General features: G+C 48.1%; 11 protein-coding genes and 1 pseudogene. 7 read left to right on the top strand and 5 right to left on the bottom strand.

From position 1 onward, the window contains the following. The first annotated feature begins 12 nt into the window (after nt 1-12). The 3 genes from ACN0TF_RS10125 to cysQ are packed head-to-tail and all read left to right on the top strand — an operon-like array spanning nt 13 to nt 4,148. Complete coding sequence (locus ACN0TF_RS10125; protein ID WP_417441888.1) at nt 13-1,917, top strand: polysaccharide biosynthesis protein; 1,905 nt, start codon at nt 13-15, stop codon at nt 1,915-1,917. Nucleotides 1,918-1,936: 19 nt separating this feature from the next. Beyond that, entirely contained in the window at nt 1,937-3,406 is a 1,470-nt protein-coding gene (gene pgi, locus ACN0TF_RS10130) for a glucose-6-phosphate isomerase (protein WP_417441822.1), read from the top strand. Nucleotides 3,407-3,413: 7 nt separating this feature from the next. Continuing rightward, nucleotides 3,414-4,148 (top strand): 3'(2'),5'-bisphosphate nucleotidase CysQ, encoded by a 735-nt coding sequence (gene cysQ, locus ACN0TF_RS10135; RefSeq protein WP_417441823.1) that lies wholly within the window; start codon nt 3,414-3,416, stop codon nt 4,146-4,148. Nucleotides 4,149-4,252: 104 nt separating this feature from the next. Here the strand turns inward: cysQ and ACN0TF_RS10140 are convergent, their stop codons facing one another. Both ACN0TF_RS10140 and ACN0TF_RS10145 read right to left on the bottom strand, forming a co-directional pair. After that, the gene (locus ACN0TF_RS10140) at nt 4,253-6,721 is read right to left on the bottom strand and encodes an Ig-like domain-containing protein (protein ID WP_417441824.1); all 2,469 of its coding nucleotides are present in this window, start codon (nt 6,719-6,721) and stop codon (nt 4,253-4,255) included. 214 nt (nt 6,722-6,935) lie between these two features. Beyond that, nucleotides 6,936-8,645: a DUF5666 domain-containing protein gene (locus tag ACN0TF_RS10145; RefSeq protein WP_417441825.1), complete on the bottom strand. Its 1,710-nt coding sequence runs from the start codon at nt 8,643-8,645 to the stop codon at nt 6,936-6,938. Nucleotides 8,646-8,816: 171 nt separating this feature from the next. Between ACN0TF_RS10145 and brnA the strand changes: the two are divergent. From brnA to guaA, 4 genes and pseudogenes are all read left to right on the top strand, one after another. Further along, nucleotides 8,817-8,954: pseudogene (brnA, locus tag ACN0TF_RS10150) on the top strand (type II toxin-antitoxin system BrnA family antitoxin); the annotation flags it as partial. 5 nt (nt 8,955-8,959) lie between these two features. Next, nucleotides 8,960-9,313 (top strand): hypothetical protein, encoded by a 354-nt coding sequence (locus ACN0TF_RS10155; protein ID WP_417441826.1) that lies wholly within the window; start codon nt 8,960-8,962, stop codon nt 9,311-9,313. 84 nt (nt 9,314-9,397) lie between these two features. Beyond that, nucleotides 9,398-10,867, top strand: a complete 1,470-nt coding sequence (gene guaB, locus ACN0TF_RS10160) for an IMP dehydrogenase (protein ID WP_417441827.1) — start codon at nt 9,398-9,400, stop codon at nt 10,865-10,867. An 11-nt stretch (nt 10,868-10,878) separates the two neighbouring features. Further along, complete coding sequence (gene guaA / locus ACN0TF_RS10165; protein WP_417441828.1) at nt 10,879-12,456, top strand: glutamine-hydrolyzing GMP synthase; 1,578 nt, start codon at nt 10,879-10,881, stop codon at nt 12,454-12,456. Between the two features lie 146 nt (nt 12,457-12,602). On the opposite strand, the gene ACN0TF_RS10170 is transcribed toward guaA, so the two are convergent. The 3 genes from ACN0TF_RS10170 to ACN0TF_RS10180 form a co-directional block, all read right to left on the bottom strand. Beyond that, entirely contained in the window at nt 12,603-15,833 is a 3,231-nt protein-coding gene (locus ACN0TF_RS10170; protein ID WP_417441829.1) for a glycoside hydrolase family 88 protein, read from the bottom strand. 221 nt (nt 15,834-16,054) lie between these two features. Then, a complete protein-coding gene (locus ACN0TF_RS10175; protein WP_417441830.1) occupies nt 16,055-16,579 on the bottom strand; it encodes a hypothetical protein in 525 nt (174 codons plus the stop codon). 107 nt (nt 16,580-16,686) lie between these two features. Beyond that, the gene (locus ACN0TF_RS10180; RefSeq protein ID WP_417441831.1) at nt 16,687-17,895 is read right to left on the bottom strand and encodes an endonuclease/exonuclease/phosphatase family protein; all 1,209 of its coding nucleotides are present in this window, start codon (nt 17,893-17,895) and stop codon (nt 16,687-16,689) included. Nucleotides 17,896-18,208 lie beyond the last annotated feature (313 nt).

Raw genomic sequence — 18,208 nt, forward strand, 5'->3', positions numbered from 1 at the left:
TTTAAGGTACTAATGCAGTTACCGCGTAATGTTAAGCGCGGTATTGGCCTGGGCGTCGATATTTTGTCGATTGCTATTGCCATGGTGTTTTCGTACTTATTGAGTTTTGAAGCGGTAATGCCGTTACAGGTGTCGCAGTGGTTATTGCTGGGAGCCTTTGTGCTGTGCGTGACCCTTCTGGCCTTTATTCGTATGGGGTTGTACCGGGCGGTGGTGCGTTACGTTGGTTTTAAGGTGCTGAGCCTGGTATTTTTTACCGTTTTATTAAGCGGTGCGTTACTGGTACTGGGGGCATTATGGATGGGTATTGCCCTGCCGGTAACCGCCGTTGTTAACTATGTGCTGGTAGCCTTTTTATTAACCGGGGGCAGCCGATTAATTGTGCGCGAGGGTTACCAGCGAGCCATGAGCCGCCAGAAAGACCGTGTGGCAATTTACGGGGCAGGCTCGGCCGGGCGGCAATTGGCGCAGGCGCTGACTAATGGCGACGAGTTTCACCCGGTTATGTTTATTGACGACGACACGGGTTTGCAGAATACCTCGGTACTGGGGCTAAAAGTAACAGGCCCTGAAGGTATTGCCTGTGCGGTACGTGAACTGGATGTTCAGCGCATTTTACTGGCCTTGCCCAGTACGCTGCGCTCGCGCCGCCGCCAAATTCTGGATAGTCTGGAGCAGTTGCCGGTAAAAGTGCAAACCGTGCCGGGTATGTCTGACATGGTTAATGGCGATATGTCGATTGACCAGCTGCAGGATGTGCGTGTAGAAGATTTGCTGGGACGCGACCCGGTTACTCCGGCACCGCAGTTAATGGAAAAACACATTACCGGACAAACCGTACTGGTAACCGGGGCCGGTGGCTCTATTGGCTCTGAATTGTGCCGCCAAATACTGCAACAACGGCCTAAAGTACTGGTGCTGTATGAGTTGTCGGAGTTTGCTTTATACGCAATAGAGCGCGAGTTAACGCAAATTTGTCAGCAGCAGGGCATTGGTGCAGAAATTATTCCGGTAATAGGTACGGTACAGCGGCGCAACCGCATTGAAACCGTGCTGAAGACCTTTGCGGTTGATACGGTATACCATGCAGCTGCCTATAAGCATGTGCCTTTAGTTGAATACAATATGGTTGAGGGCGTGCGCAACAATGTGTTTGGCACCTGGCATACAGCGGAAGCGGCCATTTCGGCGGGTGTTAAGCAGTTCGTGTTAATTTCCACCGACAAAGCCGTGCGACCCACCAATGTAATGGGCACCACCAAGCGCTTGTCGGAGCTGGTGCTGCAGGGGCTGGCGCAACGGCAGCGCGGAACGCGTTTTTCAATGGTGCGTTTTGGTAATGTACTGGGGTCTTCCGGTTCGGTTGTGCCTTTGTTTAAAGAGCAGATTGAACACGGCGGGCCGGTAACGGTAACGCACCCCGATATTACCCGCTTTTTTATGACCATACCCGAGGCTGCCCAGTTAGTGATTCAGGCCGGCACCATGGGGCATTCCGGCTCAGTGTTTGTGCTGGACATGGGCGACTCGGTTAAAATTGTCGATTTAGCCCGCAAGATGATCCGCTTATCGGGGCTGGAAGAGAAAACCGAGAAGAACCCGCACGGTGACATTGCTATAGAATTTAGTGGCTTGCGGCCGGGCGAGAAGTTATACGAAGAACTATTAATTGGTGACAACGTAGAAGCCAGTGACCACCCGCGTATATTGCGTGCCAATGAGCAGTCGCTAAGCTGGGACGAAATGGAGAAATTGCTGGGGCTGTTAGACGACGCCTGCCAGCGGTTTGCTATTGACGAGCTGCGTCAGTTATTGCTGGATGCCCCAACCGGCTACGCCCCGCTGGACGACCATATTTGTGATGTTATTTGGAATAAACACCGCACCTGTAGTGATGATGAAACCGACGTTGCGTGATGTATAAATGGACGAAACAATGATAAAAAACGGACCTTACTTAGCTTTAGATACCAGCTACCAAAAACTTTCAGTGGACGAACTACTCGAAACTGCGGGCAAACGCTTGCCTGAACACTTCGATGATTATCGCCAGCAATTGTGTCGCGGTGAGTACTGCAACATAAGCGAAGACCGCCCAGTAACTCATGTACTTAGCCGTTCTGTGCATGCGGTAGCAAAACAAAGCAACCGTAAAACGCGCTTTGTGGACACTGTACAAAAGCTACGCTCTGGTCGCTGGTTGGGCAGTACCGGCAAACCTATTACTGACGTGGTGAACATTGGTGTGGGCGGATCTGACCTGGGGCCGCAGATGGGCGCGTTTGCTTTGCGTGAATTTGCGGATGACGCAGCTTTACATAATTTGCAGGTACATTTTGTGTCCTCTATGGACGGTGGTCAGCTGTATGCGGTGTTGCCTATTGTTGACCCCGAAACCACCTTATTCATTATTTCGTCTAAGTCATTCGGCACGGTAGACACTTTTGCTAATGTGGACACCGTGCTCAAATGGATTGCGCCTGAGTTGACTCAGGAGCAGTGGCTGGAAAACCATGTGATAGGTGTGTCGGCTAATGCACAAGGTATGACGGATTACGGTATACCGCCGGCGCAGCAGTTTACCTTTGGTGACGGCGTTGGTGGGCGTTTTTCGTTGTGGTCGGCGTTAGGTTTGAGCATAGCGTTAACCACCGGGGTTCGACCTTTTGAGCGCATGCTGGAAGGTGCTAAAGCCATGGACGAGCACTTTTTAGAAGCGCCGTTGGACGAGAACTTACCGGTTTTGTTGGCGCTTTATGGTGTGTATAACCGCGAGCAGCTGGGCATTAATAATTTAGCTATTTTGCCTTACGACGGTCGCTTGCGTATGTTACCTAACTACCTGCAACAGCTGGATATGGAAAGTAACGGTAAGCAGTACACTGCCGACAATAAAGCCATTGATTACCCCACGGGCCCTATTATTTGGGGCGGTTTTGGACCTAACGGACAACACGCGTTTTTCCAGCATTTGCATCAGGGTTATGACCAGTTTACTGCAGACTTTGTGACTGTGCTTAAACGCGAAGCCCCGGGCTTTTCGGAAGCTACCCGCAGTGGTCTTGCAGAGCAGCAGCGTTTGGCTGTAGCTAATTGCCTGGCGCACCGCCGCCTAATGTGGGATGGCAGCGAGAATGCCGATTCACCCAGTGACCATTATCCGGGCGGGCACCCGTCCAACCTGCTGATAATGGATGAGCTGACCCCCGAGAGCTTTGGCGCCTTAATAGCTGCTTATGAGCACAAAGTGTTTACCCAGGGCGTTATTTGGGATCTGAACAGCTTCGACCAGCCCGGCGTAGAAAAGGGCAAGAAAATTGCCATGGACGTACTGCGCGTACTGGACGGCGAAAGCGACGAGTCCTTTGATGAGAGCACCGATGCTATAATTAAGCGTATGCGGTGATAACCTTATGATTGACGAAATAAAAGACATAGCCCGTGACGCTGGTGCTGCCATTATGGACATTTACCGCAGCAATGACTTTGATGTGCAGAAGAAGGCCGACGACAGCCCGGTTACAAAAGCGGATTTAGCGGCGCACAACATTATTTGTGAGGGTTTGCGTGCGCTGGATATTCAGTACCCGGTTATTTCAGAAGAGTCGTCGGCTATTAGCTGGGCGCAGCGCAAGCACTGGTGTCGCTATTGGCTGGTTGACCCGCTGGATGGCACCAAAGAGTTCATTAAGCGCAATGACGAGTTTACTGTGAACATTGCCCTGATAGAAAAGGGCGTGCCCATTTTAGGTGTGGTGTATGCTCCGGCGTTAGACGCTATGTATACCGGCGAGCGTGACCGCTGCGCCTTCTTAAACGACAAAGCGATTTCGGTTGCCATGCAGGAACCTGAAACCTTGCGCGTGGTAGGTTCGCGCTCACACCCTTCGCAGGAAACGACCGCCTGGTTAGATGCTCTAGGCAAACCCTACGAGATGCTGGCAGTAGGCAGTTCGCTGAAATTTTGTCTGTTAGCCGAAGGCAAAGCTGACATTTATCCGCGCTTAGGTGCCACAAGCGAGTGGGACACCGCCGCCGCCCATGCCGTATTAAGCGCCGCCGGTGGGGACGTACTGACTTTTAGCGGCGAACCGTTGCTGTACAACCAAAAAGAAGACTACCTCAACCCCCACTTCATAGCCCGGTGATGTTACGGTGATTGGTGTCGTTGCCTGACGTTTACTTCAGGAACGATATCAGGAAAATAAAAAAGGCCCCGTGGGGCCTTTTTTGTTTCAGTCAGAAAGCAGTATTAATGCTTACTTGTTGATGTTGGTGCCGTTTGAGGGTTAACAATAGTGTAGCCTAAATTGTTCGATTCAAGCGACTTCGCTGCACTGGCTTTTTCTACCTGTGAAGCTTGCCCCTGAACTACTTCACTTTTCGGACGCTCGGCTAACTGGTAGTGATTAAAGCGTGGCATTATGCGCTGGATGCCCTCGACTTCACCTGTCTCAGTAAAGTAGGTTGTTATATCCCACTCAAATACCGATAGTATCTTCTTGTCACTGAACTCCAGCGGCAACCAATGGCGAACGCGATCGAGACTGTCGTCAGTAGCACGGCGGTTGAAAATAAACACATTCTCAAATTCAGGCGTTTGACCGTATTCCCAGCTCATTGTGGGTGTTTGCTCTGGTACGGTCATTGGCTCGGGACAGATGGTTCCGAATTCAAGGAACATATCACCTTGGCATAGCCCGGAAAGCTGATCGCCAGTACCGTCTTCTGCGAAGTCAAACATAAAGGACTGAATACGAAGTAAATCGTTTTTGTCCCAATAAACAGCTGCACGATAATTTACAATAGAGTTAAACAACATGTCGGAACTTGTAACAGTCTCAAATGGAGAGAAGTCGACTTGCTCAGGCACGGGCATGCCATACAATAATTGTGTTAACCGCGATTCACCGTTTTTCTGATATTCGGCTAACACGCTTTTGTAGTCCGGATCGTTACGGTGGCGGGTGAAACGAACACTGTAGTCGCCTGAACCGGAAGTCAGTGTCAGCTGTTTTGCATCTTCAGAAAGTTTCCAGGTACCGGAGGTGTCAGCCTGGTTATACGCTTCAGAAGAGTCATAGTAGTTGAGAGGATCTTCAAGATACATATCAGCTTGCATCATGGTGTACGTGTTATCTGCGGAGAACTCGTATGCAGCCATGCTTAATGACATTGTTCTTGGTATTACGTGAGGCAGTATCCACTGCGGTTGCTCGTTAAAGTCAAAGGTCAGATTACTTTTCTTGAAAGTATCAACTGTGACCAAGCGCGCATCATGTTGGGTTTTAGCAGTTTCATTAGGAAAAAGATTGTATTTCTTACCCTCGTGTTCGAAAGTCATAGGGTGGCTTCTGACAAGCTGGGTGTATCGTAAAACCAGTTCAGAGTCGCCTTGGCTAACAACTTTTGCATCAACGATTTGGGTCGAGTGTTTCCGTTCAGCCTGTGAGCTCTGAAGGCCACTCCAGCCGTTATATGCTATCCATGCATCTTTTACATCCTGGCGATCAGTAAAGTCGACAGGGGAATAGTAAACTGATTCGCTAAGTGAGGTGTCGGTGTTATCAGGTATCAGTTTATTACCGTTAACGCTAAATGTGACTCTTTGAATATTCTCGTCTGTTTGATTGACCCAGGCTAAACCGTCTTCATTGATATTCCAGGTTTCATAAGCGTCAGGCTTTAAAAAGGCAGGAGCACGATTAACTTCAATATAGCGGCCGTATAAGTCTTCAATACTTAATGCGGGCATAATCTCGGGGTCGTTCAACGTTTCTTCAATAGCCTGATTAAGTGGGCTGCTGTCACCGCCCTGGCTCGCTGTTTCAACAAAGCTATTATAGCTTTCGTCGTCGTTTAAGAAGTCTTCGATCGTTTCGTAGCCTTCAGGTAAATCGAAATCACTGTTATCAACGATAAGTTTCGTCACAGCTGCCATTTGAATGAGTAGTTGAGGATCAATGCTGTTGCCGAACTCAGCCATGTTATCCGCTGTAACTTCTTCATCTCCAGCTGCTTTTCGAGTCAGTATATCTCTGGCTGTGGTTACGTGCGTCACGTTGACATCGTTCATTTCAGAGCGATTCAGGGTAAAGTCGTCACCAGCTCGTTCCATTAAACGCTCAACCGATGTTAGCATTGAACTTAAGGTTACATTGCCTTGTCCATTTGCCTCACTGCCCCGAGCTGTAATTCTGATAACCTGGTCTCCCTTTAAAGAACCAAAGGTTGCCGGAAGTTCATAGAAACCATCATCATCTGCTTGAACGGTATATTCTATGCCATCCACAACAATATAAACCGTTGCGTTAGCGATGGGGGAATCAATAACTCGGCCCTGTACTGAAAGAGTACCAACCACGTCCACTTTTACTAAACCTTCGCTAGTCAGTTCGCCGTCGCTTACGGTAAAAGTGAAGCTGTCTTCGCCTAGGTAGCCGCTGTTGGGTTCATAGACGGCGGTATTGCCCTCTAGTGTGATGGTTCCGTGCTCGGCTTCTCCAATAGAAGATACATTGAGTGTATCGCCGTCGGGATCGCTGGCGCTCGCTAACAGGTCAATGGCCTCTGGTTCCTGAGCGATATCCCACTGAACTGCTACTTCGCCGGCGACGGGAGCGTCATTGACCCCGTCGCTGTCGCTTCCGCAGGCGGTTAAGCTGGCCGCGACGCCTAAAGCAAGAAACGAGCGGGCAAAGAGAGTTGGTTTAAACTGCATACTTAATATCCTTATAGTTTACTTCGTTTTTTTATGTGTCTTAAAACTTAATGAGCATAATTATACTTGATTGTAATATTAAATAACATTCATTCAACTAACAAAATTATAAACTTAGTTAATTTTGTGGTTACAAGTAAGGGGAGAAGCAAGTAATTAAAGCTAGGGTAAGAGAGCCTGACGCGGAAGCGTCAGGCTAGGTGTGGGAGTCGGGCTATTCGTCGTCGTTGGTTTCAATTTCAACTTCAGTAACCTGGATATAGCTTTGGTCGACCCATACGCCTTCTATTTCAATAACGGTGCCCACTTCAATTGCATTGAAGAAGCTTTGTGAGTTCACTTTTTCTTCATTAAGCTCGAAGTCGGTATTTTCTGTAAAGCGCAGTTCACTTCCGTTAACAACCAGGGTGTCACCGTCAATTGACTCGATTGCACCTTCAAGCTCGGCTCTACCGACTTCGTCAGCTTTGTCTGAGGTTTCGACTTCAACTTCGCTGGCAACCAATACATCGCCGTCGTATTGTCCCTCTACTTCAACTATCAGTGCTTCCTGACTGTCGGCCAGAGAAACGAAGCCTTCGGGTGTTATTTCGCCGTCGTCAGAATCAAACTCGGTACTGTCTGTGAATGAAATAGTGATATTGGCGATGGTCATTCCGTCGAGAGTAACGTTGCTTGCGCGGCCTTTGACTTCGCCTTCGCGGTCTTCTTGGTTAATACGTTTCACTTTTAGCGCAAGAGTATTGCCCTGGTTATCCTGACGTGAAATAACTTTAAGCCAGTCGTTCGCTGCAATATCATCGAAGGTGAACCGACGTTCGTCTAAATCGGACTCGTCTTCATATTGCGTTTCAGGTGTCACGCTAAAGGTAGTGTCATTAATTGCGAAGGTTTCGCTTTCAGCATTAACATTGGTTACCTGCCCCTCGAGCTTACTGCGTGCGTCTTTTGCTTTAAACTCTATCTCTTCCGCAATAACTTGATCGTTATCGAAGCGTCCTTCAACCTTAACGACAACTCCATTTGTTAAGGTGTCTAAGCTGCCATCTTCAAACTCTGTCTCATCGTTCAGAACAAACTCGTAGCGGTTAACGGTAAAGCTGCCCGCGTCACTGTCGTAATCTTTCACGATACCGGCAATAGTAATTTCGTTAACATCGTCGTCAATGTCGTTGCTTTCTTTGTTCTCAATTTCGGTGGCCGTTAACGTTCTGGTTTCGCTGTCGTACTGCTCACCTTCTACTTTTATAAACAGGCCGTCGGCAAGGTCACTGGCTGCCATGTCATCAAATTCTGCTGATGAGTAATTGACGGTAAGTTCCGATAAGGTGAAGGTTTGGGCATTGGTATCCAGATTGGCTACTTCGCCTTTTAGCTTAATTTCAGTTTCTTCGGTTTCTAACTCAACTAAGGTTGCGTAGAAATTGCCTTCGTCGTTGATGTAACCACTGATTTCGATAAAGTTACCTACCGCTAACGTGTTAATGTCGGTGTCTTCAAATTCGGTGAGTTCATCAAAAACGACGGTTTGACCCAGCACTTCAATTTGCTCTTGGCTTCGGTTAATGAAAGATATTGGTCCCTGAAGGTGCTCTTCGTAACGAATCTGTTGTGCTTCCGGGTCTTCGCCATTGTCTGATGCAGAGGCAGCAACGGTAATAACCATACCCACTTTCAATTGGGCTTCATCTGCTGCGGGTGAGTCGCCTACGGCAATTTCGGCATTTTCAGTACGGTAGCGCTGGCCATTTACATACACACTGCCAAAGCCCGTGATAACACCTTCGCTGACAACTGTTGTAGTGGTATTGTCATTATTATTTCCACTACTGGTATTGTTGTTGTCTGAGTCGCTTGAGCTTCCGCCGCACGCCGTTAGTGCGCCGGATATAGCTAAGACTAAAAGAGACTGTTTAAAACGCATGGCACTACCTCACTTTATTAAAATCGAACGAACTTGAGCGTATTTTCGACAATAGCCGAAAGCTTTGAGCAATGCTATTAACCATTTTGAATGCTTGTTCTGTTAGGTTCTTGTTATAAGGGGGGCAGTGCGGTCGCCTGGCGTTTACGTCAGGGTACGTGCAGTTATATGCGAATGAATGTGGATTTTCCTGAATGGATGCTAGACTCTTTAGATGAAGAGGCTGCCCGCATTGGAGTAACAAGACAATCTATTATTAAAGTCTGGTTAGCTGAGAGGCTTGAGCAAATTAAAAGAACCTATAGGTGAAACACATGAAACTACTTTTAGCTTTTGCAACAACGGCGCTATTGGCGGGTTGCAGCACAGCTCAGTCCGCAACAGAGACTCCGGTCACTATGGACGATATTAAAGAACTTATTGGTAAGCCGGAAGCTCAAAGCATAGATAGCTGTAAGGTACTGCCGGTGGGTAAAAGAGCCTGCGGTGGTCCAGCGAGTTATGTGGTGTACAGTAGCGAGACCATCACTGACGAGAGTCAGTTGCTGAATGCTGTGCATCGTTATAACGAGAAAGCCGAGAAAGATGCTCAAACAGGCTATTCTACCTGCCAGTTTATTCCCGAGCCTGAACCTCAGTTAAAAGCCGGCGTGTGCTGGATACCCTAGCGCATTCATTAATTTTCCTTGCGCTCTTTAGTAAAAACGGGTAAAATCCACCCGCAACATGAATCCAGTCACGGAGTGTTGCACATGCTGCGAATTGCCCAAGAAGCCTTGACCTTTGACGACGTTTTGCTCGTTCCCGGTCATTCCGAAGTTCTCCCCCATACCGCTGATTTACGCACGCAATTAACGCGTGGAATCTCTTTAAATATTCCTTTGGTTTCAGCTGCGATGGACACCGTTACTGAATCGGCACTGGCAATTGCGCTGGCGCAGGAAGGCGGGCTCGGATTTATCCACAAAAATATGACCGCAGAGCAACAAGCCGCGCACGTTCGTAAAGTTAAAAAATACGAAAGTGGCATGGTCTCTGACCCGGTTACTGTACAACCTACTACCACCATTGGCGAAATTAAAAAGCTGACTGCCGAGCATGGCTTTCAGGGTTTTCCTGTGGTTGAAGGTAATGGCGATTTAGTTGGTATTGTTACCGGTCGCGATACGCGTTTTGAAGACGACGATAGCAAAGAAATTCGCCACGTAATGACTGGCAATGATCGCTTGGTAACTGTGCACGAAACGGCAGAAAGCGAAGAAATTCTTCAGCTTATGCACAAACACCGCATTGAAAAAATTCTGGTTGTGGATGATGCGCACAAGTTGAAGGGTATGATCACCCTGAAAGACTTTGAAAAAGCGGAAAACAAACCGAACGCTTGTAAAGATGAATTAGGCTCATTGCGTGTTGGCGCTGCTGTAGGTGTCGGCGCAGGCACAGAAGAGCGTATTCAGCTGCTGGTTGAAGCGGGCGTTGATGTACTGCTTATCGATACTTCGCACGGGCACTCTCAGGGCGTTTTAGACCGCGTTAAGCAAACTCGTAAAGACTACCCTGAATTACAAATTATTGCTGGTAACGTAGCAACTGCCGCTGGCGCTAAGGCGCTAGTTGAAGCTGGCGTTGACGCGGTTAAAGTTGGTATTGGTCCGGGCTCAATTTGTACTACGCGTATTGTTACGGGTTGTGGTGTACCGCAAATTAGCGCTATTAGCGATGCAGTAGATGCTATTAAAGGCTCAGGCGTTCCGATTATTGCTGACGGCGGTATCCGCTTCTCTGGTGATATTGCTAAAGCACTAGCTGCTGGCGCGCATAGCGTGATGGTGGGTAGCATGCTGGCTGGCACCGAAGAGTCACCGGGTGAAGTTGAGTTGTATCAGGGCCGTTACTATAAATCATACCGTGGTATGGGCAGTTTGGGCGCAATGGATCAGCGTAATGGTTCATCTGACCGTTACTTCCAGAAGAGCGATGAGGCCGACAAGTTAGTGCCAGAAGGTATTGAAGGGCGTATAGCTTACAAAGGGCCAATTTCTGCGATTATTCATCAGCAAATGGGCGGCCTGCGTTCAGCTATGGGCTTAACCGGTTGTCCGACAATTGATGACATGCGCACCAAGCCGCAGTTTGTAAAAGTGACTGCAGCCGGCATGGGCGAATCACACGTACACGATGTGCACATTACCAAAGAAGCACCGAATTACCGTAGTTCATAACAGGATGACTAATGACTAGAGATATCCACGACCACCGTATATTGATTCTGGATTTCGGCTCTCAGTACACTCAGCTGATTGCCCGCCGTATTCGCGAAATTGGCGTTTACTGTGAGCTTTGGGCCTGGGATGTTGATGAAGCCGACATCCGCGAGTTTGCGCCTAAAGGCATTATTTTATCCGGTGGCCCGGAAAGCGTAGCTGAAGAAGGTTCACCGCGTGCGCCGGAATATGTTTTTAACGCAGGCGTTCCGGTGTTTGGTATTTGCTACGGTATGCAGACCATGGCGCACCAGCTGGGTGGTTCTGTGCAGTGTTCGCTGGAGCGCGAATTTGGTTACGCGCAAATTGAGCTGGTAGAGCAAAGTCCGCTGTTTAAAGCCATTGAAGACGCTGTGTCTGAGTCTGGCGCGCCATTACTGGATGTATGGATGAGCCACGGTGACAAAGTGGAAATGATTCCGGAAGGCTTCCACACCGTAGCGAAAACCTCTTATTGCCCATATGCTGCGATGGCTGATGAAGAACGCCAGTTTTATGGTGTACAGTTTCATCCGGAAGTGACTCATACACGCCAGGGACAGCGCATGCTGGAGCATTTTGTCAGCGATATCTGTGGCTGTGAGAAGCAATGGACGCCGGCAAAAATCATCGATGACGCCATTGAGCGCATCCGTGAACAGGTAGGTAGTGACAAGGTTATTCTTGGTTTGTCTGGCGGTGTTGATTCGTCGGTAACGGCTATGTTGCTGCACCGCGCTATTGGCGAGCAGCTGACGTGCGTGTTTGTGGATAACGGCTTGCTGCGTCTGAACGAAGCAGAGCAGGTAATGGAAATGTTCGGTGACCACTATGGTCTGAACATTTTGCCAATACGTGCAGAAGACCGCTTTTTAGATGCGTTGAAAGGTGAGAACGACCCGGAGAAAAAGCGCAAAATTATTGGTAATACCTTCATTGAAATTTTTGATGAAGAAGCCGGTAAGCTGACCGAAGTAGACTGGCTGGCGCAGGGCACCATTTATCCTGACGTAATTGAGTCTGCGGGTTCTAAAACTGGTAAAGCGCACGTGATTAAATCACACCACAACGTGGGCGGTTTGCCGGAAGATATGAAATTAGGTTTGGTTGAGCCACTGCGAGAGTTGTTTAAAGACGAAGTGCGTAAAATAGGCCTTGAGTTAGGCCTGCCTTATAATATGCTTTACCGTCATCCGTTCCCGGGGCCTGGTCTTGGTGTGCGTGTGCTGGGTGAAATTAAGAAAGAATACTGCGACTTACTGCGCCGTGCCGATGCGATTTTCATTGAAGAGTTGCATAATGCGGACTGGTACAACAAAGTAAGCCAGGCCTTTGCGGTATTTCTGCCGGTACGTTCGGTGGGTGTTATGGGTGACCAGCGTAAATACGACTGGGTTATTGCCATACGCGCCGTAGAGACTATCGACTTTATGACCGCGCGCTGGGCACACCTGCCGTACGAGTTGTTAGAGAAGGTATCGAACCGGATTATCAATGAAGTGAACGGGATTTCCCGTGTAACCTACGATATTTCAGGTAAACCACCTGCCACCATCGAGTGGGAATAAGCAGGTAAACATTGGCTGGCCGTTGCAGGAAATCTTCCGAAAGACGCCAGCAAGTACATCCCTGTAAGGCTTGTGCAGCGCCGTCCATGGCGCTGCACACTTTCTCCAGATTTTCCTGCAACGGCGTATCGTCAATACCTACGTGTTTATTGAACCACCACACCAACAGCGTCTAAGTAGTAGTCTGTATAGGTGTTGTATTGGCCTTGCAGCCACATGATGACTTGATGTTTTTCCGAGTTAACTATCATTGGACGCAAGTTTTCGTTGTGCTTGTCATTTGTTAGCTGTTGCCATTTGATACTGTTTGTATCATCGCTTAAATCAATTTCTGCGTGGAATATTTGATGCGGCATATCTAAAGGTTCCCCGGTTGCAGGGTTTACGTTGGTTGAAATTACCGCATGAGCCGGGTTTCCCGGGTCAAGCGAGATTAAACCTGTGTAACTGGCTTCGCGCTCATATAAGCGGCTACCGGCAAAAGCAACTTCTCGGTCATGCCATTGTTCACCGTCCCAGGACGCCAGCCGATAGCGCTGATCCTGATTGCTTAAGTAGTAGGTATAGGCAATATGCGGATAGCCTTTATCGTCAAATGCTACAGAGCTGGTCCAGGCGCTTTTCTCTGCACTTAATTCATGACTACGAAAATCTCCACCACCGCCTTCAAACAGTTTTTCTGCTTCGGATGGTTTTAACGGGCCGTCTTCTTTCAGGTTTTTGATGAGGGTGCCGTCAACAGTGTAAAAGTTACCCTTACGGAATTCTGCGTAATAAATGCTATTACCAAAATCCCGTGGGTGGGCGTCGGTGAACGACAAGCCAATGGTGTCTTTACCATTACCTGCGTAGCGAGCATAAGGTCTTTGTACGCCCGGCACTTCGTTTTGAATTAAATGAACATGTTCGTCACTCCAGCTGGTACCATCATCTTGAGAGGTGACATAAGTGGGGTTCCAGTCGACGCCCCGATAAAGATTGTATAAAGTGTCCTCGTCAGCTAAATCGTATAAGTTCATATAAGTCACTCTGACAGGGCTTTCTATGGTTTTTTCTTCGCCCCACTCTAAGAAATTATCCGATTCAGAAATACGGTAATAATGTACTTTCTCTGTATTATGACGAGCGTATACCGTTAATAGGCTGCCATCAGGGCGAGCGTAAAAAACCGGTGAGTTATGATCGTCGTGATCAAACTCCGGCTTTAATGTTGTCCGCCCCAATAATTGCTGATTCTCTAAGTCATAGACTCCAACGGCCGCATCGCCAATGCCGTTACCGGCCACGCTACCTATGACCAACTTACCATCCTGAATGATGGCTCGCGGGTCCTGAAACCAACACCAGCCGGCGTTATGCATGAAGGTTTTTATTGGGCTATAAACGACTTTCTCTTCGGTTTCTTCAGCTTTTAGCAGTTTGAACATTTCTGTGCCTGCCGCAAGGAATGCGCCCACGCCATAAACCTCAGTGAAGTCAGGGAATGAGTCACCCGGTGCGGCACCAACGGGTTGTACAAACGCCAGCATGCCCTCGTCAGTCACTGATTTTGAGATAGCGCGCCAGGCTTTCATAAGAGCCGGGCGATAGGTGTCTTTATCAAGGTAGCCCTGGTTGATACCCCAGGCGAGACCGTACACGTAAAATGACGTACCGCTGGTTTCTTTAATTGGGTAGCCTTCTTTGCCACCTAATAAGCCCATTGACCAGGTGCCGTCGTCGCGTTGAATTTCAATTAAACGGGCAGCCATTTTTTTATATAAGTTAATATAAAAGTCACGCTTTTCCCAAGTGACAGGTAAGTCAGGAATCATTAGCGCAAGGCCACCAAATACCCAGCCATTACCGCGGGCCCAAAAAATGTCCTCGCCATTCTTTTCACTTTGATCAAAGTAGCTTGAATCACGCCAGAACAGGTGATCGTCTTCGCTCCAAAGCAAATCGTAGGCGGCTTTATATTCCTGATGCATGAAGTCTAAATACTTTTTCTCGCCGGTAATTTTTGCTAAACGAGCCCACACAGGAGGCGCCATAAATAGAGCGTCACACCAACCCCAACGGTCATGGGCATGAGTGTGCTCGGCGTGCCAGTTGAGTGTGCCTGTTTTTGGATTAGCTAAAATCCAGTCAAACTGCTTACGCGTTGGCTCAAGCATTTCGGGCTGGTGAAAGTCTTCATAAAAAGACAAATAGAATTGGCCAACGGCGTGGTCGTCAGCGTGATAGGGGCGTTGGTGCAACGTCCAGTTATTGCGCTCTCCAATGTCTTTTAACCATTCCGTGTATTTTGGGTCATCAGCAATTTTGCGCCATTCATTCATACCCGCGTACAATGCGCCATGGTGCCATTCCAGGTCATGATAGCGCTTGCGATTCATCCATTCGGGCGGCTTACGGGGAAGTGCCCGATACTTTCCTTGTTCCTCATGATGCTCAATTTGCCAGTCAGCAACCTTTTTAGTTAATGCTTTAACTGAGTTCGCAGTCACTTCGCTCACATTAGCTTTTGCTAAGTAGCTGTCAGCATAATCTTGCCACGCTTCAAAGCTGGTTATGTCACCTGCTTTTGACCAGACAGAGCCAACATAATAGGTAATCTGGCCTTGTTTATCTGTTTGCGTCACAAGCACTGCGTGAGAGCGATCTTTTTGCTCACTTTGCTGCAATACATACTGGGTGTGAGTGAATTTAGGTAAGGCTACTGAAGTACCTACCTGGCTGCCGTCAATGGTTTCCCAGGTGGTTATTGTGTCGCCTTCTGAATTAACGTTTGCCGCGGCTTTACCGTCATGCGTGGTTACCCCAACCGCGACTTGTAGCTGAACAGGGTGCCCATCTTGAGTAAATTGACTTTGTGCCTGATAAAACTGGCTACCTTTTTCTAAGGTAATGCGTTTTGTTTCGACAATGTCTTGTGCGTTGTAGTGATAGGTGAGTGCAAAAACGACTTTATTTGGTGTTTTTTCTATTACCGAGTAGTCGGTATAGACATTAGGCTGTACGAGTTTGTCATCGCCACTTGCCTGCTGATCCCATAAGGCAATTGAGCCGCACCCAAGTGAACTACCAACATGGTAGGGGTCGTAACCTTCGCCATGGTCTTCATGATAGGAAACGCCATTTGCGTTTTCTTTATACCATTTATCGATAATGGGGTAGTCGACTCGCTTGAGCCAGCAGTCAGTACCGTTGTTTTCGGTAGAGTCCTTTAATGCCGGGCCATAAAGACGAAATGCGACCTTGTCATTTTCAAACGCAAAGTCGTCCATACGCTCTGGCACATGGCGCGCCTGAACAACAGTTTCTGGCGCTTGTGTGGTGCAACTACCGAGCAGTAACAGCGAGCTAATAGAAGCAAGCCTGAGCAGTTTATTCATGTGCCATATCTCCCGTGGATTTATTCATTATTATCATACTGTAATACAATTTGGTTTAATTCAATATTAGACTTTCGGAGTTTTGGGAATGGAGGCAACTTTCGTTAAGGGGGGGGCCTAAAGGGAGCTAATTATTCGGGGCTCATAAAACAAAAAACCTGACATAAATGCCAGGTTACTCTTTGCAGCCTGATGTTCACATCAGGTGAGATATCTTATTTTTAGAAGTGGTAAGTCACGCCTATATGCACTTCGTTGTCGATGCTGTTGAAGTTTCCGCGGAAACCGGCGTCAGCAGAGAATTGCTCAGTGAAGGCGTAGCGTAAGCGCGCACCAACTGATGCAAAGCCGTCTAAGCCCCAATCATAACCGGCGTCCACAATAGCGGTGGCTTGCTGGCTTAATTTGGTCATAGTACCGATACCGGCATAAGCGCTGGTGTCGTCGTAGTTGCCAAAGTCATAGTGGCTAACACCGGCTTTCAGGAAAGTATCGAATTGCTTGCCTGCGCCCATGTCCATGAAGTATTTAGCGCCAGCACGGAGTGAGTAGTCACCCATGTCTGTTAACTGTACTTCACCCACCCAGTTTGGGGCGATAGTTTTGGAGCCTTCTACGTAGAAATCGGAGTCGTAGAAATCAGAGAAACCGCCGCTAACATAGTTTAGATCATCAGCTTTGCTGGCTGCTGAAAACATAAGCGAGCCGCTTGCGAGTAGAGCTGTTGTTAGTATAAGTTTTTTCATAGTTTGCCTCCTTGGATATGACATTTGTATTATGGCATCTAAGAGGCGAAATAGCAGCCCTTCAACTGTAAAGGTTCAGTAAAATAAAGGGCTGTAGCGGTTTTTTGTTACTTCACGATATCCAGCCAGACCATGCGATGGTCGGAAGAGGCGCTGCGCTTTTGCATTAACTTGCTACCGGCTTCATCACCTACAGGCCAGAACACGCCTGCGTCTTTAACGACTAAATTGTTAGAGGGCAGCACGTAGTCGACGCGCTTGCGCCAGGCGGCGGTATGATACTGTGAACCTTGCTTGTCTGGTGAGTGCTGTTCACCGCCTAGGCTTTGCGGTTTAACGTCGTTTACCCGCGGGTGGTTCAATAATTGCTCAATAGCGCCATCAACACCGCCAGAGCCAGCCTCCGCGTTCATGTCACCTAAAACAATGAAGCTTTCATTTTCGCCAAGCCCGCCGCGTGCGCCTTTATCATCATAAATATAATTGTCTCTACCCGGCGTTAGGTAGTCAGCAAATAAGCGAATTTCATCATAGTTACGCATACCGTTGCTGTTTTCCGGGCCGTCGAATGCTGGCGGTACCGGGTGAGCGGCCAATAAATGGATGACTTTGTCGCCCACTTGCACTGGAATGTCCCAATGCGACTTCGAACTTAAAGGGTACTGCGCCATAACTTCCTCGGGGTACCATTGTTCGTCAGTTGGCTTTTCCTGTTCATTCATAACGTAGGGGATATGACGGCCAGGCATGTCTTTCCACAAGAAGTGCTGAAAGGTTCGGGCCTTATCGGCTTGCAGTGGGTATTTAGACAAAATGACCATGCCGTACTGACCCGGATACCAGCCAAAACCCCAGGCGTCGATGCCGGTGCCTTGTGCCTTGCCGTCGCGGTTTAAGTCAAAAGGCGAGGGCACACCGGTATTTACCGGAGCAATATAAGCATAAGGATACTCAATTGCTTTTTGTCCGTTCTGTGAAACCGACAGGTACTTTTCCTGAAAGACATTTATGCCAACTTGTTTATCAACGTAGTCGAATTCGTTCAGTAAAACGATATCAGGCCGTACACGTTGCAGTATTTCGGCAATACCACGAATTTGTTCATGATTCTGCTGTAACACCTCGGGTACAGGCGATTTTTCTAATTGCGGGAGCTCGCTGTCGCTCAGGTAATTAGATGCGTCCATACTGACATTAAAAGTCGCAACCCGTATGGTTTCTGGTTCGCCTTTGCCGGAACCGGCGGTTGCATTAAAAGAGGTAGGAATCATAAGAACAACGAATGTTAAAATTAATAAAAACCGTATAAAGCCCATGGGATAACCGTTTGAGAGCAGCCTAAGACAGTGGGTGAGAATAAAGGTTCCCGGATGACTAGGCAAGAGCTAATAATTTGATTAAAATATGTCACATATCTGACACGAAAATGTCTTAGAAGTGTAATGAAATCAGCCCGATCCCATACAGCTCCGACCTCTTGCCGTACTTTATCTCTGGATGCGTACCAGGTTATGAGCTTTCCGGTAATGAACCAGCTGTTGTGCCGCGGCTCTTCATCGAATAGTAAGCGAACGATCCAACTTCCCCTTCTGCGTTCGCAAAAAAGTTCCATTGCTTCTTCCATTTTCA

It is taken from the genome of Idiomarina sp., from assembly GCF_048265525.1.
Taxonomy (GTDB): domain Bacteria; phylum Pseudomonadota; class Gammaproteobacteria; order Enterobacterales; family Alteromonadaceae; genus Idiomarina.